Origin of the sequence: Amycolatopsis sp. NPDC098790 (genome assembly GCF_044759945.1) — a bacterium.
GTDB lineage: Bacteria > Actinomycetota > Actinomycetes > Mycobacteriales > Pseudonocardiaceae > Amycolatopsis.
Genome location: NZ_JBIWAI010000007.1, coordinates 543451 through 565247 on the forward strand (window position 1 = coordinate 543451; position 21797 = coordinate 565247).

At 71.2% G+C, this 21797-nt stretch carries 20 protein-coding genes; 5 read left to right on the forward strand and 15 right to left on the reverse strand.

Features of this window, described 5'->3' with window-relative positions:
* Positions 1 to 120: 120 nt before the first annotated feature.
* The gene (locus ACIQWX_RS43385) at positions 121 to 2505 is read left to right on the forward strand and encodes a Tex family protein (protein ID WP_400884261.1); all 2385 of its coding nucleotides are present in this window, start codon (positions 121 to 123) and stop codon (positions 2503 to 2505) included.
* Positions 2506 to 2858: 353 nt separating this feature from the next.
* Here ACIQWX_RS43385 and ACIQWX_RS43390 read toward each other — a convergent pair whose 3' ends face one another.
* Positions 2859 to 4313 carry a benzaldehyde dehydrogenase gene (locus ACIQWX_RS43390; protein ID WP_400884263.1) on the reverse strand — a complete coding sequence of 485 codons (1455 nt, stop codon included), beginning with the start codon at positions 4311 to 4313 and terminating at the stop codon, positions 2859 to 2861.
* 117 nt (positions 4314 to 4430) lie between these two features.
* On the opposite strand from ACIQWX_RS43390, the gene ACIQWX_RS43395 reads away from it, so the two are divergent.
* Positions 4431 to 5375, forward strand: coding sequence for a helix-turn-helix domain-containing protein (locus ACIQWX_RS43395; RefSeq protein ID WP_400884264.1), 945 nt, complete (start codon positions 4431 to 4433; stop codon positions 5373 to 5375).
* Here ACIQWX_RS43395 and ACIQWX_RS43400 read toward each other — a convergent pair.
* Genes ACIQWX_RS43400 through ACIQWX_RS43420 form a run of 5 tightly spaced genes read right to left on the reverse strand, consistent with a single transcriptional unit; the run spans position 5311 to position 9289 of the window.
* Positions 5311 to 5724, reverse strand: a complete 414-nt coding sequence (locus ACIQWX_RS43400; RefSeq protein ID WP_400884265.1) for a hypothetical protein — start codon at positions 5722 to 5724, stop codon at positions 5311 to 5313. The two genes, ACIQWX_RS43395 and ACIQWX_RS43400, sit on opposite strands and share 65 nt — an antisense overlap.
* A gap of 4 nt (positions 5725 to 5728) precedes the next feature.
* Positions 5729 to 6340, reverse strand: coding sequence for a VOC family protein (locus ACIQWX_RS43405; RefSeq protein ID WP_400884267.1), 612 nt, complete (start codon positions 6338 to 6340; stop codon positions 5729 to 5731).
* Positions 6341 to 6369: 29 nt separating this feature from the next.
* Positions 6370 to 7140, reverse strand: coding sequence for a 2-keto-4-pentenoate hydratase (locus ACIQWX_RS43410; protein WP_400884269.1), 771 nt, complete (start codon positions 7138 to 7140; stop codon positions 6370 to 6372).
* Positions 7137 to 7583, reverse strand: a complete 447-nt coding sequence (locus tag ACIQWX_RS43415; RefSeq protein WP_400884270.1) for a nitroreductase family deazaflavin-dependent oxidoreductase — start codon at positions 7581 to 7583, stop codon at positions 7137 to 7139. Before ACIQWX_RS43415 ends, ACIQWX_RS43410 begins: the two co-directional genes overlap by 4 nt.
* The gene (locus ACIQWX_RS43420) at positions 7583 to 9289 is read right to left on the reverse strand and encodes an acyl-CoA dehydrogenase (RefSeq protein ID WP_400884272.1); all 1707 of its coding nucleotides are present in this window, start codon (positions 9287 to 9289) and stop codon (positions 7583 to 7585) included. The genes ACIQWX_RS43415 and ACIQWX_RS43420 overlap by 1 nt, the downstream gene beginning before the upstream one ends.
* Before the next feature lie 235 nt (positions 9290 to 9524).
* On the opposite strand from ACIQWX_RS43420, the gene ACIQWX_RS43425 reads away from it, so the two are divergent.
* On the forward strand, positions 9525 to 11090 hold the full coding sequence (locus ACIQWX_RS43425; protein WP_400884273.1) for a DEAD/DEAH box helicase: 1566 nt from the start codon (positions 9525 to 9527) through the stop codon (positions 11088 to 11090).
* 148 nt (positions 11091 to 11238) lie between these two features.
* On the opposite strand, the gene ACIQWX_RS43430 is transcribed toward ACIQWX_RS43425, so the two are convergent.
* The 6 genes from ACIQWX_RS43430 to ACIQWX_RS43455 form a co-directional block, all read right to left on the reverse strand.
* The gene (locus ACIQWX_RS43430; RefSeq protein ID WP_400884275.1) at positions 11239 to 12180 is read right to left on the reverse strand and encodes an acyl-ACP desaturase; all 942 of its coding nucleotides are present in this window, start codon (positions 12178 to 12180) and stop codon (positions 11239 to 11241) included.
* A 99-nt stretch (positions 12181 to 12279) separates the two neighbouring features.
* Complete coding sequence (locus tag ACIQWX_RS43435) at positions 12280 to 13095, reverse strand: SMP-30/gluconolactonase/LRE family protein (RefSeq protein ID WP_400884276.1); 816 nt, start codon at positions 13093 to 13095, stop codon at positions 12280 to 12282.
* The gene (locus ACIQWX_RS43440) at positions 13092 to 13457 is read right to left on the reverse strand and encodes a DUF1761 domain-containing protein (RefSeq protein ID WP_400884277.1); all 366 of its coding nucleotides are present in this window, start codon (positions 13455 to 13457) and stop codon (positions 13092 to 13094) included. Before ACIQWX_RS43440 ends, ACIQWX_RS43435 begins: the two co-directional genes overlap by 4 nt.
* A 548-nt stretch (positions 13458 to 14005) precedes the next feature.
* On the reverse strand, positions 14006 to 14890 hold the full coding sequence (locus tag ACIQWX_RS43445; protein WP_400884279.1) for an ABC transporter permease: 885 nt from the start codon (positions 14888 to 14890) through the stop codon (positions 14006 to 14008).
* Complete coding sequence (locus tag ACIQWX_RS43450; protein ID WP_400884280.1) at positions 14877 to 15668, reverse strand: ABC transporter ATP-binding protein; 792 nt, start codon at positions 15666 to 15668, stop codon at positions 14877 to 14879. Before ACIQWX_RS43450 ends, ACIQWX_RS43445 begins: the two co-directional genes overlap by 14 nt.
* A 13-nt stretch (positions 15669 to 15681) precedes the next feature.
* On the reverse strand, positions 15682 to 16743 hold the full coding sequence (locus ACIQWX_RS43455; RefSeq protein WP_400884282.1) for an ABC transporter substrate-binding protein: 1062 nt from the start codon (positions 16741 to 16743) through the stop codon (positions 15682 to 15684).
* 183 nt (positions 16744 to 16926) lie between these two features.
* Between ACIQWX_RS43455 and ACIQWX_RS43460 the strand changes: the two genes are divergently transcribed.
* Together ACIQWX_RS43460 and ACIQWX_RS43465 are read left to right on the forward strand one after the other, a co-directional pair.
* Positions 16927 to 17337, forward strand: coding sequence for a hypothetical protein (locus tag ACIQWX_RS43460; protein WP_400884284.1), 411 nt, complete (start codon positions 16927 to 16929; stop codon positions 17335 to 17337).
* Positions 17338 to 17364: 27 nt separating this feature from the next.
* Positions 17365 to 17748 carry a hypothetical protein gene (locus ACIQWX_RS43465; protein WP_400884285.1) on the forward strand — a complete coding sequence of 128 codons (384 nt, stop codon included), beginning with the start codon at positions 17365 to 17367 and terminating at the stop codon, positions 17746 to 17748.
* 912 nt (positions 17749 to 18660) lie between these two features.
* On the opposite strand, the gene ACIQWX_RS43470 is transcribed toward ACIQWX_RS43465, so the two are convergent.
* From ACIQWX_RS43470 to ACIQWX_RS43480, 3 genes are read right to left on the reverse strand one after another with little or no spacing between them, the layout of a single operon-like run.
* On the reverse strand, positions 18661 to 19647 hold the full coding sequence (locus ACIQWX_RS43470) for an S-adenosylmethionine:tRNA ribosyltransferase-isomerase (RefSeq protein WP_400884287.1): 987 nt from the start codon (positions 19645 to 19647) through the stop codon (positions 18661 to 18663).
* Positions 19644 to 20315, reverse strand: a complete 672-nt coding sequence (locus tag ACIQWX_RS43475) for an SDR family NAD(P)-dependent oxidoreductase (protein WP_400884289.1) — start codon at positions 20313 to 20315, stop codon at positions 19644 to 19646. The genes ACIQWX_RS43470 and ACIQWX_RS43475 overlap by 4 nt, the downstream gene beginning before the upstream one ends.
* Positions 20316 to 20359: 44 nt before the next feature.
* The gene (locus ACIQWX_RS43480) at positions 20360 to 21721 is read right to left on the reverse strand and encodes a purine-cytosine permease family protein (protein ID WP_400884290.1); all 1362 of its coding nucleotides are present in this window, start codon (positions 21719 to 21721) and stop codon (positions 20360 to 20362) included.
* Positions 21722 to 21797 lie beyond the last annotated feature (76 nt).

Genomic DNA, 21797 nt, shown 5'->3' on the forward strand with positions numbered 1-21797 from the left:
GCAGGTCACCACAAAATGGACTAGACCAATCTGATTGTCAAGGAGCCCCATCCGAAAGTCGGGGTGGCGGAAACGGCAGAATGAGACGATCGGAACCAGGCGAAGCAGGAGCGTGTTGCAGTGAGCGTGTCGGTCGAGCAGAAGATCGCCGAAGAACTGGGCGTGCGCGAAGGACAGGTCAAGGCCGCCGTCGACCTGCTCGACGGCGGGTCGACCGTCCCCTTCATCGCGCGCTACCGCAAGGAAGTCACCGGCATGCTCGACGACGCGCAGCTGCGCACGCTCGAGGAGCGGCTGCGCTACCTGCGGGAACTCGACGAGCGACGGCTCGCCGTCCTCGAGTCCATCCGGAGCCAGGGCAAGCTCGACGACGCCCTCGAGGCGTCGATCCTCGCCGCGGACACGAAGTCGCGGCTGGAGGACATCTACCTCCCGTACAAGCCGAAGCGCCGCACGAAGGCGATGATCGCGCGCGAAGCGGGTCTCGAGCCGCTGGCCGACGGCCTGCTGAACGACCCTTCGACGGATCCGCAGGCCGCCGCGGCGGTGTTCGTCGACGCGGACAAGGGCGTCGCGGACGCGCAGGCGGCGCTCGACGGCGCCCGCGCGATCCTCGTCGAGCGCTTCGCCGAGGACGCCGACCTCATCGGTGACCTGCGGGAGAAGATGTGGGGCCAGGGCCACCTGGTCGCCAAGGTCCGGTCGGGCAAGGAGGACGAGGGCACCAAGTTCTCCGACTACTTCGACTTCTCCGAGCCGTACACGAAGCTCCCCTCGCACCGGATCCTCGCGATGCTGCGCGGCGAGAAGGAGGAGGTCCTCGACCTCACGATGTCGCCGGACGAGCCCACCGACGAGCCGCAGGTCGGGCCGACGGACTACGAGGCGCGCATCGCGGCGAAGTTCGGCATCACCCAGCAGGGGCGCCCGGGCGACAAGTGGCTCGGCGACACCGTGCGCTGGGCGTGGCGCACCAAGATCCTCCTGCACCTGGGCATCGACCTGCGGATGCGGCTGCGCCAGGCGGCCGAGGACGACGCCGTGCGCGTGTTCGCGTCCAACCTGCGCGACCTGCTGCTCGCGGCGCCGGCCGGCACGCGCGCGACGATGGGCCTCGACCCGGGCTTCCGCACCGGCGTCAAGGTGGCCGTCGTGGACGCGACCGGCAAGGTCGTCGACACCCACGTCATCTACCCGCACCAGCCGGCGAACAAGTGGGACCAGTCGATCGCCGAGCTGGCGGCGCTGTGCGCGCGGCACAAGGTGGACCTGATCTCGATCGGCAACGGGACGGCGTCGCGCGAGACGGACAAGCTCGCGCAGGAGCTGATCAAGAAGCACCCGTCGCTGAACCTGACGAAGGCGGTCGTGTCCGAGGCGGGCGCTTCGGTGTACTCGGCGTCGGCGTTCGCTTCGCAGGAGCTGCCGAACATGGACGTCTCGCTGCGCGGCGCGGTCTCGATCGCGCGCCGGCTGCAGGACCCGCTGGCGGAGCTGGTGAAGATCGACCCGAAGTCGATCGGCGTCGGGCAGTACCAGCACGACCTGTCCGAGGTGTCGCTGTCGCGCTCGCTGGACGCGGTGGTCGAGGACTGCGTGAACGCGGTCGGCGTGGACGTGAACACGGCTTCGGCGCCGCTGCTGACGCGGGTTTCGGGCATCACGACGGGGCTGGCGGAGAACATCGTCTCCCACCGCGACACGAACGGGCCGTTCCGCTCCCGCACGGCGCTGAAGGAGGTCGCGCGGCTGGGCCCGAAGGCGTTCGAGCAGTGCGCGGGCTTCCTGCGCATCCCGGACGGCGACGACCCGCTGGACTCGTCGTCGGTGCACCCGGAGGCGTACCCGGTGGTCCGGCGGATCCTGTCTTCGACGGGCACGGACCTGCGCTCGCTGATCGGCAACACGCGAACGCTGTCGTCGCTGCGGCCCGGTGACTTCGTCGACGAGACGTTCGGGTTGCCGACGGTGACGGACATCCTGGCCGAGCTGGACAAGCCGGGCCGCGACCCCCGCCCGGCCTTCAAGACGGCGACGTTCGCGGAGGGTGTCGACAAGATCGGCGACCTGAAGCCGGGGATGCGGCTCGAGGGTGTCGTGACGAACGTGGCGGCCTTCGGGGCGTTCATCGACGTCGGGGTGCACCAGGATGGGTTGGCGCACGTTTCGGCTCTGTCGAAGAATTTCGTGAAGGATCCGCGGGAGGTTGTGAAGCCCGGGGACATCGTGAAGGTCAAGGTGCTGGATGTCGATGTGCCGCGGAAGCGGATTTCGCTGACGCTGCGGTTGGATGACGAGCCGGGTGCCCCGTCGTCGCGTGGCGGCGGTGGTGGCGGTGGCCGTGATCGCGGTCAGCAGGGCGGCGGTGGTGGTGGTCAGCGTCGCGGCGGCTCGGGTGGCTCTGGTGGGGGCGATCGGCGTGGTGGTGGCCGGGACCGTGGGGGGAACTCCGCGGCTAGTGGGTCGATGGCCGATGCCTTGCGGCGGGCGGGGTTCGGCAAGTAGGACGGTTTTGCGGGATTCGTTGTCCTACGTAGGACAGTCGCGGCGTCCGCTGTCCCCCGTAGGACGGTCGCGGGTCCGCTGTCCCAGGCAGAACGGCTGCGGGGTCCGTTATCCCACGTAGAACTGCCGCGGGGGTCGTTGTCCACAGTGGGACGGTCGCGGAGTTCGTTGTCCCAGGTAGGGCGGTTGCGGGCGTCGTTGTCCACAGTGGTGCCGAGTTGTGGACAACTGCGCCTCTGATCGGCTCGTGGGCCGGTTTTGTCGGCCGGCGTTGGTAAACTGGACCAGGGACAGCCCCCTGGGAGTGGCGGGGCCACTCCCGGGGGGCTTCGCTGTCTGAACGGTCAGAACTGTCAGAACGGGAAGCCGTGGGCCTGCTCCCGCGACGTCACCCACTGCCACTGCGTGAACTCGTCCCAGCTGTGCGCCGAACCGAACCTGGTTCCGTTGCCCGACGCTCCCGTTCCGCCGAAGGGCGCGAACGCGTCGTTGTTCAACGTCTGGTCGTTCACGTGCACGATCCCCGTCTTCAAGCGTGCGGCGAACGCTCGTCCCCGGTCGACCGAACCCGTCTGGATCGCCGCCACCAGGCCGTACTCCGAGTCGTTGGCCACCGTGACCGCCTCTTCTTCGGAAGCGACCACCACGACCGGGGCCACCGGGCCGAAGATCTCTTCCCGGAACGCCGGCATCGACGTCGTCACGTCGGCCAGGACCGTCGGCTGGTAGAACAACTCCGAGTGAGTTCCGCCCGCCCGGACCGATGCACCTTCCGCCACCGTCGACGACACGATCCGGTCCACATTGGACAACTGCTTCTCGTTGATCAACGGCCCCAGGGCGACCTCGGCGCGGTACGGATCACCCACCGGCAGCTTCGCCGCCCTCGCCGCCAGCCGGTCGATGTACTCGTCCGCCACCGACTCCAGGACGATGTGGCGCCCCGCCGTCATGCACACCTGGCCCTGGTGGAGGAACGCTCCCCACGCTCCCGCCGAGCTCGCCGCCTCCAGGTCCGCGTCGTCCAGGATCACCAGTGCGTTGTTGCCGCCCAGCTCCAGGCTCACCCGCTTCAACGTCCGGCCCGCCGCTTCGCCCACGCGACGTCCCACCGCCGTCGAGCCCGTGAACGAAATCGCCGCCACCCCGGGGTGCTCCGTCAACGCCGCCCCGGCGGGCGCGTCACCCGGCAGCACGTGCAGGAGGCCGGCCGGCAGCCCCGCCGCTTCGAAGAGGCGCGCGATCAGCGTTCCGCCCGCGACCGCCGTGTTGACGTCCGGCTTCAGCACCACCGCGTTGCCCAGCGCCAGTGCCGGCGCCACCGCGCGCATCGACAGGATCTGCGGGAAGTTCCACGGGCTGATCACCCCCACCACACCGAGCGGGACGCGGCGCGCGATGCTCTCGCGGCCGGCCTCGCTCGTCGGGAGCAGGTGGCCCCACGGCTGCGTCGGCAGCGCCGCCGCCTCCCACAGCTCCGCCAGCACCAGGTCGACCTCGAACGCGGCCTTCGGCGGGATCGCCCCGCCCTCGCGGACCAGCCAGAGCTCGAACTCGGCCCGGTTGTCCTCCAGCAGCCGCGCGACGCGCCGGATCAGCGCCGCGCGCTCCGGGCCCGGCGTCCCGGCCCAGGCCGGCTGCGCGGCCGCCGCCCGCGTCACCGCGTGGTCGATGTCCTGCGCGTCGGCCAGGCCGACCTCCGCCAGCACCTCGCCGGTGGCCGGTTCGGTCACCGGGATCGTCCCGCCGTGCGCGGGCACCCAGCCGCCCGAATAAACCTTGCCGCGCCAGTCGACGTCGTCCAGCATGCTTCCTCCCGCATCGTCGAAAACGTTGCGTCCAGCCTGGTGGGAGCGCTGTCGGGCGCGTTGATTCCGCGGGTCACGGTGCTAGCCTGATCGGGTCAGCGACGACCGGAGGCGCCCGTGTACCACCGCGGCGAAGCGTGGCGCGCCCGGCTGGGCGGTGCCTTCCGGGACCTGGTCCCCGAGCGCCTCGACGCCTCCGAGCCCGCCGGCGAGGTCGTCGCGACGCCCCTCGGCGACGTCCACGTCTTCACCGTCTCGGGCACGCCGCAGGTCGTCCGCCGGTCCGCCGCGACCGTCCGGCGCGCGCCCTCGGACCTGCTCAAGGTGTGCGTGCAGGTGCGCGGCCGCGCGACCGTCGTGCAGGACGACCGCGAGATCGTCGTCGAACCCGGGCAGCTCGCGCTCTACGACACCGGCCGCCCGTACGCGCTGCGGCTCGAAGACGAGTGGACGTCCGCGGTGATGGCGTTCCCGCGCGCCGTCCTGCGCCTGCCGGTCGGCCGCGCCATGGAACACGCCTTCCCGGCCGCGACCGGACCCGGCGCGGTCTTCGCCGACTTCGTGACGGCGTCGGTCGCGCAGGGCTCCCACCTCCACGACCCGTCGGCGGCCCGCCTCGGCGACGCCGGCCTCAGCCTCCTCGCCGGCACGCTCGGCGACCGGATCGGCGTCGACGACGTCCCGGACGTCCTGCGCGAGCGCGTGCTCGCCTACGTCGAACGGCACCTGGCGGACCCGCGGCTGTCCCGGGCGACCGTCGCGGCCGCGCACGGGATGTCGCCCCGCACGCTGAGCCGGCTCTTCGAAGGCGAACCGGTGACGGTCGCCGACCACATCCGGCGGCTGCGCCTCGACGCCGTCCGCCGCGACCTGCGGGACCCGCTGCTGGCCACCCGGAGCGTCGCCGCGATCGCCGCGCGCTGGTGCTTCGTCGACGCCGCCCACTTCAGCCGCGCGTTCCGCGCCGAGTTCGGCACGAGCCCGTCGGAGTACCGGCTCAGCGCAGCGCGGCCAGCCCCACCGCGAACAACGCCGCCGGCACCACCGCCGCCGACCCGCTGATCAGCCACGTCCCGCCGCGCCAGCCCGCCGGGGACGCGTCGAGCACCAGCCGTCGCACGAGGGCCGCGCCGACCACCGCTGTCAGCAGAAATCCGATGCCCACGCTGAAGATCGCCGCCGCGCCGACGATGAACAAGCCCGATGTCGATGCCGCTCCCAACGGCGCCGCCACCTCCCAGCGCACCAGGCCCGCCGCCGCCGCGAGCAGGGCCAGCAGCAGCACGAACGCCACCAGGAAGCCGATTCGCGCGGTCGTCCGGTGCTGAGCGTGCGCGAACCACCAGAAGCCCGCGTCGAGCAGCAGGACGACCGCGGCGAGCACGAGGAACCCGGCACGGAACGTCAGCACCCGGTCACTCTAGCGATACCTGGCTCATGATCGCGGTGGCGTGGCCGTCGGGGTCGGTGAAGAACGCCATCCACTCCTCCACCCCGGACTCGTGGCGGAAGATCAGGTGCGGGGCGCCGAGGAACTCGACACCCTTCGCCCGCAGCGCGTCGTACGCCGCGTCGATGTCCGGGACGCGGAAGTAGAGCACCGACTCCGTGCCCTTCGGCTCGCCCGCGGTCAGGAACAAGCGGACGCCGTCGCAGTCGTAGAACGCCAAGTCCCCGAACGTGTAGAGGTGCGGGAGGCCGAGGACGTCGCCGTAGAACGCCTTCGCGCGGCCGAGGTCGCTCACCGTTCGCGAAACCTGCCCGATCGGTCCCAGCATCGGTTCCTCCTCGGAAGCCCGGCCGAGCGCGCTGTCCGCCGGGGCGCCGCGCCACTCGCGCAGCTGGGCGCGCCCGGTCAGGCCGAGCTTGCGGACCGCGTTGCCCACGTGGAACTTGACCGCGTCGCGGCTGGTGCCGCGCCGCCGCGCGATTTCGGCGTTGGTCAGGCCGTGGCGGACCGCGTCGACCACCCGCCACTCGGCGGGGGTCAGCCGGTCGGGGTGCCGTGGCCTGCCGCGCTCGCCCACGCGCCGACGATAGCCCGCCGACCGCCGAATTACCCTCCCCCGGCGAACCGCACCTCGACGCTGCCCAGCGCCCCGAAGTCCGCGACCACGTGGCCGCCGGCGTGGATCGGGCACGGCGGGGTCGCCGTCCCGGTCGTCACGACGTCGCCCGGGCGCAGGGACCGGCCGTGGCGGCTCAGGTCCATCGCCAGCCAGTGCAGCGCCAGCCGCGGGTCGCCGAGCACCAGGCTGCCGCTGCCGCGCGAGAACTCCTCGCCGTCGGCGTGCAGGACGACCGGCTGCCGCGGCAGGTCGAGGTCGCGCCAGCCCAGCACCGGCCGTCCTTCGACGAACCGGCCCGCGCAGGCGACGTCGGCCAGCAGCTGCGGGCCGCCCGCGTGCTGGTGGTCGGTGTAGCGGCTGTCCGGCATTTCGAGCGCGAGGAACATCGTGTCGACGGCGTCGAGCACCGCGGTCAGCGACGGCGACAACCCCGGGTCGGCCTTGAGCCGGAAGGCGAACTCGGGTTCGGCGACGCCCATGGTCATCGTGTCGGCGGGCACGAGCGAACCCTCGACGTGGTGGAACCGCTCGAACATCACGCCCGGCAGCGGGCCGGGGACGTCGAGGTACTGCCGCGCGTACGCGGTGGTCGCGGCGATCTTCCAGCCGGACACGGGCCCGGCCAGTTCGGCGAGCGCGGCCTGGGCGGCCATGCCCTCGGCCGCGTCGCGCGGGCGGGCGTCCTCGGGCAGTCCGTCGAGGCGCTTGCCGGTCTGCCACGCGTCCCAGATCAGCTCCGCCGCCCGCTCTCGGTTCACACTCGTGATCTTGCCAACCGGAAGACCGGGTGTCGATCGGCTTCCGCGGCGAAGGCATCGGCGGAGTCGCCGAGCTTCGCGTCGAAGAACGGCGCCGTGACCGGGATCTTGCGGACGTACGCGCGCAGCACCGGGCCGGCCGTCGCGGCGTCGGCCTCCTCGACCTCCCACGTCTCGCGCCGGCGGCCGCGCCACAGCCGGGCGGCCGGGTCGGCGCGCAGGTTGTGCACCCAGCCGACCTGTCCGTACGGCGAGACGAGCCAGCGGTCGCCGCCGACCTCGAGGACGTTGACCGGCGTGGTCCGGTCGGCGCCGCTGCGGCGCCCGCGCGTCGTCAGCAGGAACCCGGTGCTCCCCGTGACGGGGAGCCCGCGCGCCAGCAACGCCTTCACGACGACGTTCGCGGCTTTCCGCGTCACGCCCAGCCGGTACTTCCTGGCCATCACGGGTGCATAGCGTAGACCCCGGACAGCGCCCGGACCCGCGTCCAGACGTTTTCGAAGCGCTCGGCGTCCACGACCGGCTTGCGCAGCGCGGCCAGTGCGATCGCCTGCTGGGCGTCGGTCGAGCTCGCCTTGCCGTTCAGGTCCACCGCCGCCGCGCTGAAGTCCTGGACCAGCACCGCGAAGATCTGGTCGACGACCTCGTCGTCCAGGCCGGTGATCCGCGCCTGCTCCAGGACGAGCTGGCCGTACACGATGAGCGTGAACAGCTCGGTCAGCGCGAGCCCGAAGTCGAGGTCGGCCTGCTGGGCCTCGTCCGGCGCCGCTTCCGTGAGCAGCTTGACCAGGTAGCCCGCCTGCTCGGTGAACAGCGCGACGTTCGGGATGTGCTGTCCTTGCGCGTACGCGGTCTTCCAGTCGTGGAAGCGGACCTTCGACAGGCCGCGCGCCGGGCCCTGGCGGAAGAGGAACTCGTCGTCCGCGGCGTCGGTGCGCGTCGGCACCGGCGCGTACTCCTGCGGCGCGAACAGGTACGCGGGCATGAACTTCGCGATCAGCGCGAGGTTCACCGCCACCGTGCCTTCGAGCTTCGGCAGGCCGTCGATGTCGTTCTTGGACATCGCGAGGTAGGTGTCGGCCTCGAAGCCCTTGGCCGCGACGACGTCGGCGACCAGGCCGATAACTTTCTGCGCCTCGGTGGTCACCTTCATCTTGGTGATCGGGTTGAAGAGCAGGTAGCGGCGGTCTTCGGCGTTCGCGCTGCGGAAGTAGTCGACGGCGCGGTCGGAGAACAGCTTCATCGCGGTCAGCCGCGCGTAGGCCTCGACGAACTCGCGGCGCACGTGCGGGAAGTCCGTCACGGGCTTGCCGTAGAGGACGCGGTTGTGCGCGTGCGTGATGGCTTCGTACAGCGAGTGCGTCGCCATGCCGATGCCGCCGAAGCAGAGGTTGAACTTGCCGATGTTGACGGTGTTCAGCGCGGCGCTGAAGGCTTCGGCGCCGACGTGCAGGATGTCTTCGGCACGCACGGGGTAGTCCTCGAGCCGGAACTCGGCGACGTACATCTGCGACGGCACCACGTTCTTCACGACGTGGTAGTTCGGGTGCTCGGAATCCGCGTAGAAGAAGACGTACTGGTCGGGGCCGTCCACGCCGTCGATGCGGCCGAAGACGGACACCGTGCGCGCGCAGTTGCCGTTGCCGATGTAGTACTTCGAGCCGGTGGCGCGGTAGCCGTCGCCGTCCTTGGTGAGCACCAGGTCCGACGAGTAGATGTCGGCGCCGTGGTCCTTTTCGGACAGTCCGAACGCGCCGACGCCGCCGGCGTCGAGGGCGGCCGCCGCGCGCTCACGGGCTTCCGCGTTGCCGCTCTGCCACACCGGGCCGAGGCCGAGGATCGTGACCTGCCACGGGTACCAGTAGTTCAAGCCGTAGAACCCGAGGATTTCCGACAGCGCGGCGACGCGGGCGGTGTCCCAGCGCTTGTCCGGGTTGCCGCCCGCGTTCGCCGACGGCGTCAGGAACGTCGAGAACAGGCCTTCCTTGCCCGCGAACTCGAGGAAGTCCGCGTAGAAGACGCGGTTGTGGTAGTCCTCGGTCAGCTTCGCCTTGCCGCGCTGCTCGAACCAGTCGATGGTGGCGCGCAGCAGGCGCCGCGTCTCGGCGTCGAAGTGCGCCGGGTCGTAGTCGCGCGGGTTCAGCAGCATGGTCGTCCTCCTCGATTACCGACGGGTAACTTAGCAAGACCCCTAGGTGCGGGCAATCTCACTGGGGGTATGTCACCCTCGTTCGGTACACTGATCATGCGGGCCGCTCAGTTCTGCCTCGGCCCGCTGCTGTTGTCGACTACCACGCGCCGCGGCCGCAAGTAGGTCTGCGCCGGGCAGGACAACCCTTCTCAGGTTATGGAGACCAGGGCGTTTCGCGCGCCCGCACGCACTTATGAGCACTTTCGCTGAACTCGGCCTGCCGACCCCGCTCGTGGCCGCGCTGGCCACCCAGGGCGTCACCGAGCCGTTCCCCATCCAGGCGGCGACCCTGCCGCACACCCTCGCCGGGCGCGACGTGCTCGGCCGCGGCCGGACCGGCTCCGGCAAGACCTACGGCTTCGTCCTGCCCGTGCTGGCCCGCCTCGCCGCGGGCCCGACGCGCCGCAAGCCGGGGCGCCCCCGCGCGCTGATCCTCGCGCCGACCCGTGAACTCGCGACGCAGATCGAAGCGTCGATCCTGCCGCTGGCGAAGCCGCTGGGCCTCAAGACGACCACGATCTTCGGCGGGGTCAGCGCGAACCCGCAGATCACGCGGCTGCGTGACGGCGTCGACATCGTCGTCGCCTGCCCCGGCCGGCTCGCCGACCACATGCGCTCCGGGCACGTGAAGCTCGACGCCATCGAAATCACCGTGCTGGACGAGGCCGACCACATGGCCGACCTGGGCTTCCTGCCCGAGGTGCGGCGGATCATGGACGCGACGCCGTCGCGCGGGCAGCGGCTGCTGTTCTCGGCGACGCTGGACAACGGCGTCTACGTGCTGGTCAAGCGGTTCATGAGCGACCCGGTCACGCACAGCGTCGACTCGGCCCAGTCGCCGGTGTCGACGATGGAGCACCACGTCCTGCACCTCGAGGAGACCCACCGGCTGCCGGTGCTGGTCGACCTGACGGCGGCGCCGGGCCGCACGCTGGTGTTCACGCGGACGAAGAGCCGCGCGAAGGCGCTGACGCGCAAGCTGGTCGCGTCGGGCGTGCCGGCGGTGGAACTGCACGGCAACCTGGGTCAGAACGCGCGGACGCGCAACCTCGAAGCGTTCTCGTCGGGGACGGCTCGCACGCTGGTGGCGACGGACATCGCGGCGCGCGGCATCCACGTCGACGACGTCCGGCTGGTCATCCACGCGGACCCGCCGGTGGAGCACAAGGCGTACCTGCACCGTTCGGGCCGCACGGCGCGCGCGGGTGCGTCGGGCACGGTCGTGACGCTGATGACGGACGCGCAGGTCCGCGACGTGCGCGACCTGACGCGCAAGGCCGGCATCAAGCCGACGACCACGCAGCTCGCCCCGGGGCACCCGCTGCTGGCGGAGCTGGCACCGGGCGAGCGGACGTTCTCGAAGGCGCCGGCGGTGGACAACCGGCCGAAGAAGGTGACGGCTTCGGGTGCGGCGCCGGGCGCGGGTCGTGGCCGGCGCGGTGCGGCACCGAAGGAGAACCGCGGTGGCCAGCAGGCCCGGACGCGGCGCGAGGAGCAGCCGCGGTCCGGTGGGGCTTCGGGGGGTTCGCGCCGCTCGGGCGGCGCGGCTTCCGGTGGCACCCGCCGATCGGGCGCTCCGGCTTCGGGCGGCTCCCGCCGGTCGGAGGCCCCCGCTTCGGGCGGGTCTCGACGCTCGGGTGGTGCCGCCGGCGGCGGTGGCGCCCGGCGCTCGGGCGCCCCGGCGACGGGCAACCGTTCGGGCGGCGCCGCGGCGTTCTCGTCGGGCACCCGGGCCGGCTCGCGCCGCACCGGCCGCTGATCCTTCGACTCGGCACAAGGCCGCTCCGGAAATCGCTCCGGGGCGGCCTTCTCCGTCCACCACCCGGCTCAAAGGTCTTAAATGAGTCATTCAAGACCTCCGAAGTCCTGAATGAGTCATTCAAGACACGCGGGGCGAGCCGGGGCCGTCAGACCGCCGGGATCCCGCGAGCGGCGGCGCGGGCGGCCGCGGCGTCGCGCCGCTCCTCGAAGCGCGCGGCCTGGGTGTTCAGCCCCTTGAGGAACGCCGCCAGCTCCTCGCGGGCCGTCTCGCCGACCTCGCCGAAGCCCGTCCGGTCGAACACCTTCCAGTACCGCAGCAGGGGCTGCACCACGTCGTCGTGGTGGATGCGCAGGTCGTAGATGCCGGCCTTGGCGATCAGCGCGGCCTTGCGGGCGAAGCTAGGGATGACCGCGCCGGGCATCGCGAAGTCCAGGACCTCGTCGGTGATCGCGCGCATCGTCGCGTCCGGGGCGATCTCGAACGCCGCCTTCACCAGGTTGCGGTAGAAGACCATGTGCAGGTTCTCGTCCGTGGACACGCGGGTCAGCAGCTTCTCCGCCAGCGGGTCCTGCGTGTAGCGGCCGGTGTTGCGGTGCGACAGCCGCGTCGCGAGCTCCTGGAACGACACGTACGCGCAGACCCGCAGCAGCGGCTTGTCCTCCGTCTCGTACCCGGCCTGCATCGTCGCCATCCGCATGCGCTCGAGCTCGACGGGGTCGACCGCCCGCGTCACCAGCAGGTAGTCGCGGATGCAGATGCCGTGCCTGCCCTCCTCCGCCGTCCAGCGGTGCACCCAGGTGCCCCAGGCGCCGTCGCGGCCGAAGGCGCGCTCGATCTCGCGGTGGTAGCTCGGCAGGTTGTCCTCGGTCAGCAGGTTGACCTCGAGCGCGGTCCGCGCGATGGGCGTCACCCGCGACTGCTCCGGGTCCCACGCCTCACCGCCCAGGTCGGCGAAGTTCCGGCCTTCGCTCCAGGGCACGAATTCGTGCGGCATCCACTCCTGGGCGGCGGCGAGGTGGCGGTTGAGGTTCTCCTCGACCGTCCCCTCGAGCTCGTACATCAACGCGGTGCTCTCGGAGACGGTCATGCGCACGTCCTTCCGGGGACTCGGGGCTACGCGACCGTAAGTTACGGTGCCGTAGGTACCGTCAACGAACACCGGCCGGGCATCGTTCCGTGACCGGCGTCACCGGGCGCGCCCGGTTTCGACCGGATGCGCCAGGACCCGCCCGGTCCGCTCCCCGCCGACGCCGTCGAGGCCGCGCCACTCCTGCGTGACCAGGTACAACGTGTCGTCGCTCAACGCGCAGGCGAAGCAGCCGTGGTCGAATTCGAGCCGGTCGAGGACCTCTCCCCCGGCGCGGACCCGCGTGCACGACCGGTGGGGGACGTCCGACACCCAGACCGCGCCGGAGGCGTCGAGCGCGATGCCGTCGGGCACGCCGTCGCCGAGGTCGGCCCACACGCGGCGGTCCGCGAGACCGCCGTCCGGGAGCACGGTGAACGCCGTGAGCCGGTGCGCGTAGGACTCGGCGACGATCAGCGTCGAGCCGTCCGGGGTCAGGGCCATGCCGTTGCCGAAGGCGATGTCGCCGGCCACGCGGCGCGTCTCGCCGGACGGCGTGACGTGCAGGATCGCGCCGGGCCGGTACTCCTCGCCCGCCATCAGGTCGAAGCCGCCGCCGTTGACGTAGCAGCCGCCGTCGCGCGCGACGACGATCTCGTTGAACCCGCGCCCGCCCAGGTCGGCGTGGATTTTCACGCCGGACTCCGCGAGCCGCAGCAGCAAGCCGTCTTCCGAGGACACGACGAGCGGGTCGCCGTCGAGGAAGCCGAAGCACATCGGCATGGTGGGGAAGTCCGCGACGAAGACGATCTCGCGCTGCCCGCCGGGGGTGACGGCGACGATTTCGTGCGCGAGCCAGTCGGCGAACCAGAGCCGGCCGTCGTGCCAGCGCGGAGACTCGCCGAAGGCAATGCCTTCGAGCAGAACGGACGTCATCGCCACACCCCCAGGACCAGGGCCACCACGGAGATCTTGGCCAGCCAGTCACCGGCGTGCAAGGCGGCCAGCCGCACCGGGACGCGCTCGTGCAGCACCGAGCCGGCCAGGATCACCACGGGGAAGCCGGCCCAGACCAGCACCGCGAGGCCGAGCAGCGGCCACGAGGTCGCCGCAGCCAGGACCGCGAACACCACCACGAGCGCGAGCGTCCGGCCGAATTCCGCGCCCATCCGCCAGGGGGACGGCCGAGCCGCGGCGCCTGCCGCGCTGAGCTGGGCCCAGGTCTTTCCGAACAGCGTGTACCAGATCGAGCTCACGATGAACGCTGCCACGGACGCCACCAGTATTGCGAGAACCATCGTCGATCTCCCTTCGTCGGGTTTCGAAGGGGACGTCGAGGCTGAAGTTGCGGCTTCGACAGTCGGGGCGAAGATTTTTTGACCTAGTCAGCTTGGTAGGGCGGCCTGCATCGGCCGTTCGCGGAGTGGGCAGGCAAGGGACCCGGTTCACCGGGGCGCGGGTCGCCCCGCCGGCCCGGAAGCGCCTCGGCCGGGACCAGGACGGTCCCCAGCTGATCCCTCAAGGCTCCGGCAAAGTCGTTGCGGCCTGACCTGGATGTCGTGAAAGAGCCGGTCACCGCATCCGGTCGCAGGGGCTCGGCGAAGTCGGCGTTCCGGGTCGCCGAAGCGAAGTCAAAGCGTCTTGAATGAGTCATTCAGGACCTCCGACGACCTGAATGACTCATTCAAGACGTTCGGCGGGACCGCCGGCCTGGAAATCGCCCCCAGCCGGGACCAAGACAGCCCCCACCCGATCCCGGGGGACGGCCCTGCTCCAGTCTATCGGTTCTGACCTGCGAAAACGGCGCGTCGCGAAATCTGTGGACAACTGGACCCGATGTGGATAACTACAGCGACGACGTCAGCCCGCGTGCCCGCAGCACCGCGCGCTCCAACGGGCGGAACACCAGCAGCTCGATCCCGATCCCGACCAGCAGGATCAAGAAGATCGCCGCGATCACCGTCTCGATGCTGTTCAGCGACGACCCCTGGTTCAGGTACGCCCCGAGCCCGACACCCAGCTGCGGCGACAACGCGATCAGCTCCGCCGCCATCAGCGAGCGCCACGAGAACGCCCACCCTTGCTTCAACCCCGCCAAGAACCCCGGCAGCGCCGCCGGGAGCAGGATGTGGCGCGCCGACGACAGGCGGTTCGCGCCCATCACCTGGCCCACCCTCGGCAGGATCGGGGGGATCTGGTCGATGCCGGACACCAGGCCGTTCGCGATCGACGGCACCGACCCCAGCAGCACCACGAAGTAGATCGCCGCGTCGTTGATGCCGAACCACAGGATCGCCGCCGGCACCCACGCCACCGACGGCAGGCTCTGCAGCCCCGTCAGCAGCGGCCCGAGCGCCGCCCGGACCACGCGGACCTTGGCCACGATCAGGCCGAGCGGCGTCCCGATCAGCACCCCGGCGAAGAAGCCGAGCGCCGCGCGGTGGACCGACGTCCAGACGAAGCCGAACACCTCACCGCTGACGACGCGGCTCCAGAACTCGTCCCACACCGCGAGCGGCGCCGGGAGCTGCGCCTCCGACCAGAACGCCGCCGCCCAGAGGACCTGCCAGACGACCACCAGCAGGACCAGCGCGAGCACCGGGGGCAGGAAGCCCCAGGCGAAGCGCTTCCAGAAGCTCGGGCGGCGCTCGCCGACCGGGGCGTCGAGCGAGTCCAGTCCGGCGCCGACCGCGTCGAGCTCGGCCTCGGCGGGCCGGTCAAGCTGCGGCATGGGTGCTGATCACCTCTCGCAGGTGCCCGGTGATCTCTTCGGTCAGCTCTTCGGCGTCGGCCAGCGGCACGTCCGTCCACTCGCGCACGACCCGGCCCGGCCGCGACGACAGGAGCACCACGCGCTGCCCGAGCCGCACGGCCTCGCGCACGTCGTGGGTCACGAACAGCACCGACGTGCCGGTGCTGCGGTAGACGCGCAGCAGCTCGCCCTGCAGGACGTCGCGGGTGATGGCGTCGAGCGCGGCGAACGGCTCGTCCATCAGCAGCAGCGCCTGCTCCGGGTCGCCGCCGACGCGCAGGGTCGCGGCCAGCGCGCGGGCCAGCGCGACGCGCTGGCGCATCCCGCCGGACAGCTCGTGCGGCCGCTTGCCGCCCGCGCCGTTCAACCGGACCAGTTCCAGCAGCTCGGCGGCCTTTTCGCGACGCTCGGCGCGCCCGAAGCCGGCCAGCCGCAGCGGCAGCTCGACGTTGCGGGCCGCGGTCAGCCACGGCATCAGCGCGGCCTCCTGGAACATGACCGCGGGCCGCGACGTGTTCAGCGTGATCTCCCCCGCCGACGGCGCGTCGAGCCCCGCCACCAGGTTCAGCAGCGTGCTCTTGCCGCAGCCGGACGCGCCGAGGAGGCAGACGAACTCGCCGGGCGCGACGGTGAGGTCGACGCCGTCGAGCGCGACGACCGCCCGGCCGGCCGGGCCGAACGCCTTGCGGACGCCGTCGAGCCGGACCGCGGTCGCGCCGGTGAAGCTGCCCCGGCCGGTCGGGAGGGTCGTGGTCATCGCTGGCTGCCTCTCACTTGGCGAGTTCGGGCGCGTTCACGGCGGGCTGGTTCTTCTCCTTGAGAACGTCGTTGAGCGGGCCGAAGTCGGCGAAGCCCTTGAGCGCGACCGCCGACTTGACCACGCCCGCCGTCACCGAGTCCTGCGCGAGCTGCGGGAACTCGGCCGGGATCGGGTCGGTGGTCAGCTCGATGTTGGAGAACGCGCGGTCGATGACGCCCTGGCTCAGGCTGCTGCCGGCGAGCTCCTTGAGGGCGCCGTTGACGACGGTCTTCGCCTCCGCGGGGTTGGCCTTCGCCCAGTCGATCGCGGCGAGCTGGCCCTTGAGCACCGCCTTGACGGTGTCCGGGTGCTGCTGCAGGAACTCGCTGCGCACGATGACGACGGTCGTCGGGAAGCGCCCGCCCGGCCAGAGGTCCTTCTCGTCGACCAGGACCTTCGCGCCGGCGTCGAGCACCAGCCGCGACGACCACGGCTCGGGCAGCCAGCCGCCGTCGAGCTCGCCCTTCTTGAAGGCGTCGAGCGTCTTGGAGTTGTCCAGGTTGGTGATCTTGACCTGGTCGGTCAGCTGCTTGCCGGCCAGGAACTTCTTGAGCGCGACGTCCTGGGTGTTGGCCAGCTGCGGTGTGGCGATGGTCTTGCCCTTGAGCTGGTCGACGCTGGTGATGTCCGGCTTGACGACGAGCTGCGCGCCGCCCGAGACGGCGCCCGAGATCAGCTGGATGGTGCCCTTGGACTTGGTGAAGGCGTTGATCGCCGGGCCGGAGCCGATGTAGGCGATGTCGAGCGAGCCGCCGAGCAGCGCGTTGACCTCTTCGGGGCCGGCGTTGAAGGTCTGGGTGGTGAGCTTGGTCGAGCCCAGCTCGTTCTTGAAGAAGTCCTTCTTGACACCGATCAGCGCGGGCGCGTGGGTGACGTTCGGGAAGAAGCCGAGCCGCACCTCGGTGGCGGACCCCTGGTTCGCGGCCGGGGTGGCGGTGTTCTCCGCGGCGCGGGAACAGCCCGCGAGCACGCCCACGGTGGTCAGGGCGGCCAGCGCCGAGGCCAGGAAGCGGGTTCTGTGGTGGGTGCGCACGTCGGCGTCGCCTTTCGGGTCGGTGTCGGGGCGAGGTTCGCACGGTCACCCACTCAGGCGCATAGCCATCCGCATCCCGGGAAATCGGCTGAGATTCCTTGACATCGGTCTCGGGGTGCGCCTATAGCAACCATCCGGCCCGCTCGCGCGTGATGCTCGCGACGACTTGAAGAGGGGGAACGGATGAAGACGGTCGCCGAGATCCGGCTCGTGGTCCTGGTGTCGTTCGCGGTGTGGGCGGGCTGCGCGCTCGGGCCGATCGGGGCCGACTGGCTGAGCACGCTCGGGCTGGGCGAGTGGCCGGCTGTGGTGCTGGTCACCGGCCTGACCCTCCTCGGCCTGGCAGGCGGCTTCCTGTACTGGTGGCGGACGGGGAAGCGCCCGGCCCGCCTGGCGGTCCCGCTGCTCGGCCTGGCGGCCCCGTCCACCGTCCTCGGGCTGGGCGGCCTGGTCACCGGGTCGGCCTCCAGGGGTCACACTTTCGTGCTCGTCTTCACGGCAGTCCCGCTGGTGATCTTCCTGCTGGTCGCGGCGATGCGGTGGCGAACCGTCCGGCGCACGGAGGCAACCTCCCCTGTCACCCGAACGTGGTAGGAGTGACCGACCGAAACGGGAGGAAACATGACGAGCCGACGGGGCCAGGGAGCCACCGGCGTCCGCGTGGCGCTGGTCGTGCTGTTCATCGGGATGGGCCAGGCGACGTTCGAGTGGTTCAGGTCACTCGGCATGGACGCGGTGACGAGCCTGGTGGTGTGGGCGATCCCGGTGCTGACCGGGGCGGCGGTGACGCTGGTGCTCTGGGTGGCGTCGGACCGGGCTTTCGCGCTGCGGAACTGGTTGCCGGTGGCGGTGAGCATTCCGGTTTACCTGGGTGGGGCTTTCGGGTTGGCGACCGCTACCGCGAGTTTGGTGGCTTCGGTGGTCACCGGGGTCGGGGTGGGGATCGCCGTGGTGGCCGGGTTCGGGTTGTTCCGGTCGCGGCGGCGGTCGGAGGTCGGGAACTAGGTGTCGAGTTGTCCACAGCCCGGGCGTGATGTGGATGAGCCCGCCCGGGCTGTGGTTTCAGCCGGGGTTTTCGTCGGACCACCCCGATACGCTGGAAGCGGGGCAGGCCCCCAGGGAGGGCGGGGTCTCACGGGCGGGGTCTCACGGGCGGGGTCTCACGGGCGGGGTCTCACGGGCGGGGTCTCGTGGGCGGCGGCGGTCGCGGGACTGCTGCGGCTCCGCCGACGTCCTGAATGACTCATTCAGGACTTCCCAAGCCCTGAATGAGTCATTCACGACATCCAGCGAGCCGGTCACCGGCGGATGGTGGCCTGCCCCGCGACTTTGCCGGAGCCCTGCGGGAGCCCTGCCAGGGAGGGCACGGTCTCGAGTGGGCGGCGGCGGTCGCGAGACTGCTGCGCTCGCGGTGGCGCTCGGCGGCCCGGAGTCAGGCCGCTGAAACGCGGCGGCCAGCCAGCAGGCTTTGCGGAAACGCGGCGGCCCGCCAGCAGGCTCGGCGGAAACGCGTCGGCCCACCAGCGGGCTTTGGGGAAACGCGTCCGCCGACCAGCCGGTTCCGGGGCATGCGCCGGACTACCAACGGGTTTTCCGGATACGCGACGGCCCGCCAACAGGTTCGACGGAAACGCGTCGGCCCACCAGCAGGTTCCTCGGGAACGCGGCGACCTGCGATCGGGTTCCGCGGAAACGCGAGCCCACCGGCGGGCTCCGCGGAAACGCGTCGGCCCGCCAGCGGGTTGCGAGTTGTCCACAGCCCGGGCGTGATGTGGATGAGCCCGCCCAAGCTGCGGTTTCAGCCTGGGTTTTCGTCCGACCACCCCGATACGCTGGAAGCGGGCAGGCCCCCAGGGAGGGCGGGGTCTTGTGTGGGCGGCGGCGGGGTCAGCGGCACAACAGGCAACGGCGCAGCAGTCAGCGGCGCAACAGCAAAGACACGTCGCCGAACTCGTGCCACAGGTACCGGCGCTCCACCGCCGCGTCGTAAGCGTGCTGGACCAGCTCCCCGCCCACCACCGCCTCCAGCAACGACAAATGCGATGCCTCCGGCGCGTGCAGCCCCGTCACGATTCCGTCCACCACCCGCGCCGGTCTCTCCGGCCCCAGTACCAGGTCAGTCCATCCGGAAGCCGGGCCGTCAAAGGCCGACTCCAATGCCCGGGCCGCCGTTGTGCCCACCGCGATCACCCGGCCACCCCGGGACCGGACCCACGACACCAGCGCCGACGTCGGAGCCGGCACCCGGTACCTCTCCGCCTGCGGTGGCTCGCCCGCCCCCGGCGACGACACCCCCGTGTGCAGCACCAGCGGCGCGAACAGCACCCCGTCCGTGACCAGCCGCGTCACCGACGACGCCGTGAACGGCCGCGCCGCCGAGGGCATCTCCGCGCTTCCCGGCTCTCGGGCGAACACCGTCTGGTAATCCGACAACGGCCACTCTCGCGGCACGTACCCGTAGCGGATCGGGCGGCCCTCCGTCGCCAAGAAGCCCGGGACCGGCTCTGACACCTTCGCCCGCCACAGCCGCCGGGAGTCCGGTGAGAGCAACGTCAGTGACGCGCCGCCCGGCAGGGACACCAGTTCTCCGACGCGGCCGTCCAGCAGCGGGCCGTCGGGTGTGCGCAGCTCGACGATCCACGAACCGTCGTCGAGCGATGTCGAAAAGTGGACCGCGATCGGACGTCCGTCCCGGACGCCGTCCACCGCGGCCGGCAGCGTTGCCGACGTGTTCACCACCAGCAGGTCGCCCGGCCGCAAGAACGAGCCCAACGACGAGAACACCGAATGGTGGACTCCCGAAGGCGACGCCACCAGCAAGCGGACGCCGTCGCGCGCGATGCCCCGGGACTCCGGTGGGGCCGATGCCGACAACTCCGCCGGCAGGTCGAACCGGATGTTCATGCCGCCACCAGGAGGTCCGACGCGCGGTAGCGGCCGCTCGGGGGGCGTTCGTCCAGCAACCTCAAGAACGCCGGGACCGCCGATGACGGCAGCGGGCGGTCCGAGATGTCCTCGCCCGGGAACGCTCGCTGGTGCATCTCCGTGCGCAGGTCGCCCGGGTCGACCGCGTACACCGCCAGCTCCGGGTTCTCCGCGCCCAGCACCGCCGTCACCTGGTCGAGCGCCGCCTTCGACGAGCCGTAACCTCCCCAGCCCTCGTACGCTTCGACCGCCGCGTCCGAACTGACGTCGATGATCGTGCCCCGCGCGAACGTCAACGCGGGCAACAGGAGCTGCGTCAACGCCAGCGGCGCGAAAACGTTGACGCGGTAGACGTTTTCCAGTTCCGGCAAGGGATAGCCCGAAAGAGCCGGCAATGGGCTGGCACCCAGGGAACTCGCGTTGTTGACGAGCAGGTCGAGCGATGGACACGCGTCGGCGAGTGACGCGCGGTGGGCCGGGTCGGCGACGTCGCCGGGAACGGCCGCGAAGCCGATCTCCCGGGCGGCAGCCGAAAGAGCAGCAGCGTCACGGCCGTCGCCGACGACCGTCCACTTGCGACTCACCAACGCGGCGGCGAGGGCTCGGCCCAGGCCCGCGGATGCTCCGGTGACGAGTGCGGTTGGCATGGTTCCTCCTTCGAGGGGTACCACACCATCGTCAACCCTCTACATTACTTGAGGTCAACGCGCGGCCGGAGCAGGAAGTACGCTGCCAGCGAAACGACGAGCCCGACGTAGTACGCGAGGTCCGCGCCGTGCAGCGCCGCCGCGACCGGTCCCGTGTAGAGGGACGTGTTCATGAACGGCACCGCCGCGCCGAACCCCACCACGAATGCCACCAGCGCCGCCCACGGCCGCGCGGACGTCGACGCCAGCACGTCCACGCGTCGCCCGCCGCGGGTGCGCGCGAGCCAGTCCGGGACGACCACGCCGAGGAACGGCGGGATCCAGTAGCTCACGAACAGCAGGACGTTCTCGAACTTCGCCGACAGGTCGCCGCTGTGCATCCAGAGGATCAGCGCGAACGCCAGCACCGTGACGACCACCGCCGACACCGGGCGCCGCAGCCGGACGCCGACCGTCTGCAGGGCGAGCGAACCGCTGTAGTCGTTCATCGCGTTCGACGACACCGCCGCCAGCGCGATCACCGCCAGCGCCAGCGCGCCCAGGAAACCGCCGCCCAGCAGGTGCGCGACGCCCGCCGCCGTCTGGTCGCCCAGCGACGACCCCAGCGCGAGCCCGAGGCCTTCGCCGATCGCGTACGACGCCACCAGGCCGAGCAGCGTTGCCCAGAACACCGACCGCGACGACGTCGAAACGGGCAGGTAACGGCTGAAGTCCGACGCGTACGGCGCCCAGGAGATCGCCAGCGACAACGTGATCGTCGTGAACAGGACGACCCCGCCGGCCAGGTCGGCGCCCGACGCCGTGTTCGCCGCGGCGATCGGGTGTCCGGAAAGGACCTTCACGGCCAGCGCGGCGAACGCCAGCACCAGCAGCACGCTCATCACCGCCTGCACGCGGTGGATCAGCGCGTAGCCGAACACGCCGAGCGCGCACTGCAGCACCAGCACGATCAGCACCGCGGCCCAGAACGGCAGCCCGGTCAGCTCCGCGAGGGCCTCGCCGCCGAACAGGCCGACCAGCGCGTCCCAGGCGATCGAGCCGAGCCACTGGACAAGCCCCGGCAGCACCACCCCGCCGCCGAAGGGCAGCCGGGCCAGTGGCAGCTGGCCGGTGCCGGTGCGCGGCCCCCAGGTCGACAGGTACGCCACCGGCAGCGACCCCAGCACGGTGCCGGCGAGCATCGCGGCCAGGCCGGTCCAGAACCCGAGGCCGAGCGACGCGGCGAGCGTGCCGGTGAACACCGCGGTCATCGTCAGGTTCGGCGCGAACCACACGCTGAAGAGGCGCCACGGGCGCCCGAACCGGTTGCCCTCCGGCACCGGCTTGATGCCGTGGGTCTCGATCGCCAGGTCACGGCCGCCGGTGGGCATCCGCCCGCCGAAGACCTCCGCGCCCAGTCCGCTCATGTGCGCACCTCCCGTCCGCGGATCACCCTAAAGCGCGCCCGCGTGGTGTAACGCGACGGCCCGAACGGGCGAATCA

Bases quoted from the DNA above. Each gene is read 5' to 3' on its own strand.
- ACIQWX_RS43460 (WP_400884284.1), top strand. From the start codon at position 16,927: ATGAAGACGGTCGCCGAGATCCGGCTCGTGGTCCTGGTGTCGTTCGCG.
- ACIQWX_RS43435 (WP_400884276.1), bottom strand. From the start codon at position 13,095: ATGACGTCCGTTCTGCTCGAAGGCATTGCCTTCGGCGAGTCTCCGCGC.
- ACIQWX_RS43440 (WP_400884277.1), bottom strand. From the start codon at position 13,457: ATGGTTCTCGCAATACTGGTGGCGTCCGTGGCAGCGTTCATCGTGAGC.
- ACIQWX_RS43415 (WP_400884270.1), bottom strand. From the start codon at position 7,583: ATGGCCAGGAAGTACCGGCTGGGCGTGACGCGGAAAGCCGCGAACGTC.
- ACIQWX_RS43420 (WP_400884272.1), bottom strand. From the start codon at position 9,289: ATGCTGCTGAACCCGCGCGACTACGACCCGGCGCACTTCGACGCCGAG.
- ACIQWX_RS43470 (WP_400884287.1), bottom strand. From the start codon at position 19,647: ATGAACATCCGGTTCGACCTGCCGGCGGAGTTGTCGGCATCGGCCCCA.
- ACIQWX_RS43450 (WP_400884280.1), bottom strand. From the start codon at position 15,668: ATGACCACGACCCTCCCGACCGGCCGGGGCAGCTTCACCGGCGCGACC.
- ACIQWX_RS43475 (WP_400884289.1), bottom strand. From the start codon at position 20,315: ATGCCAACCGCACTCGTCACCGGAGCATCCGCGGGCCTGGGCCGAGCC.
- ACIQWX_RS43430 (WP_400884275.1), bottom strand. From the start codon at position 12,180: ATGACCGTCTCCGAGAGCACCGCGTTGATGTACGAGCTCGAGGGGACG.
- ACIQWX_RS43465 (WP_400884285.1), top strand. From the start codon at position 17,365: ATGACGAGCCGACGGGGCCAGGGAGCCACCGGCGTCCGCGTGGCGCTG.
- ACIQWX_RS43390 (WP_400884263.1), bottom strand. From the start codon at position 4,313: ATGCTGGACGACGTCGACTGGCGCGGCAAGGTTTATTCGGGCGGCTGG.
- ACIQWX_RS43480 (WP_400884290.1), bottom strand. From the start codon at position 21,721: ATGAGCGGACTGGGCGCGGAGGTCTTCGGCGGGCGGATGCCCACCGGC.
- ACIQWX_RS43425 (WP_400884273.1), top strand. From the start codon at position 9,525: ATGAGCACTTTCGCTGAACTCGGCCTGCCGACCCCGCTCGTGGCCGCG.
- ACIQWX_RS43445 (WP_400884279.1), bottom strand. From the start codon at position 14,890: ATGCCGCAGCTTGACCGGCCCGCCGAGGCCGAGCTCGACGCGGTCGGC.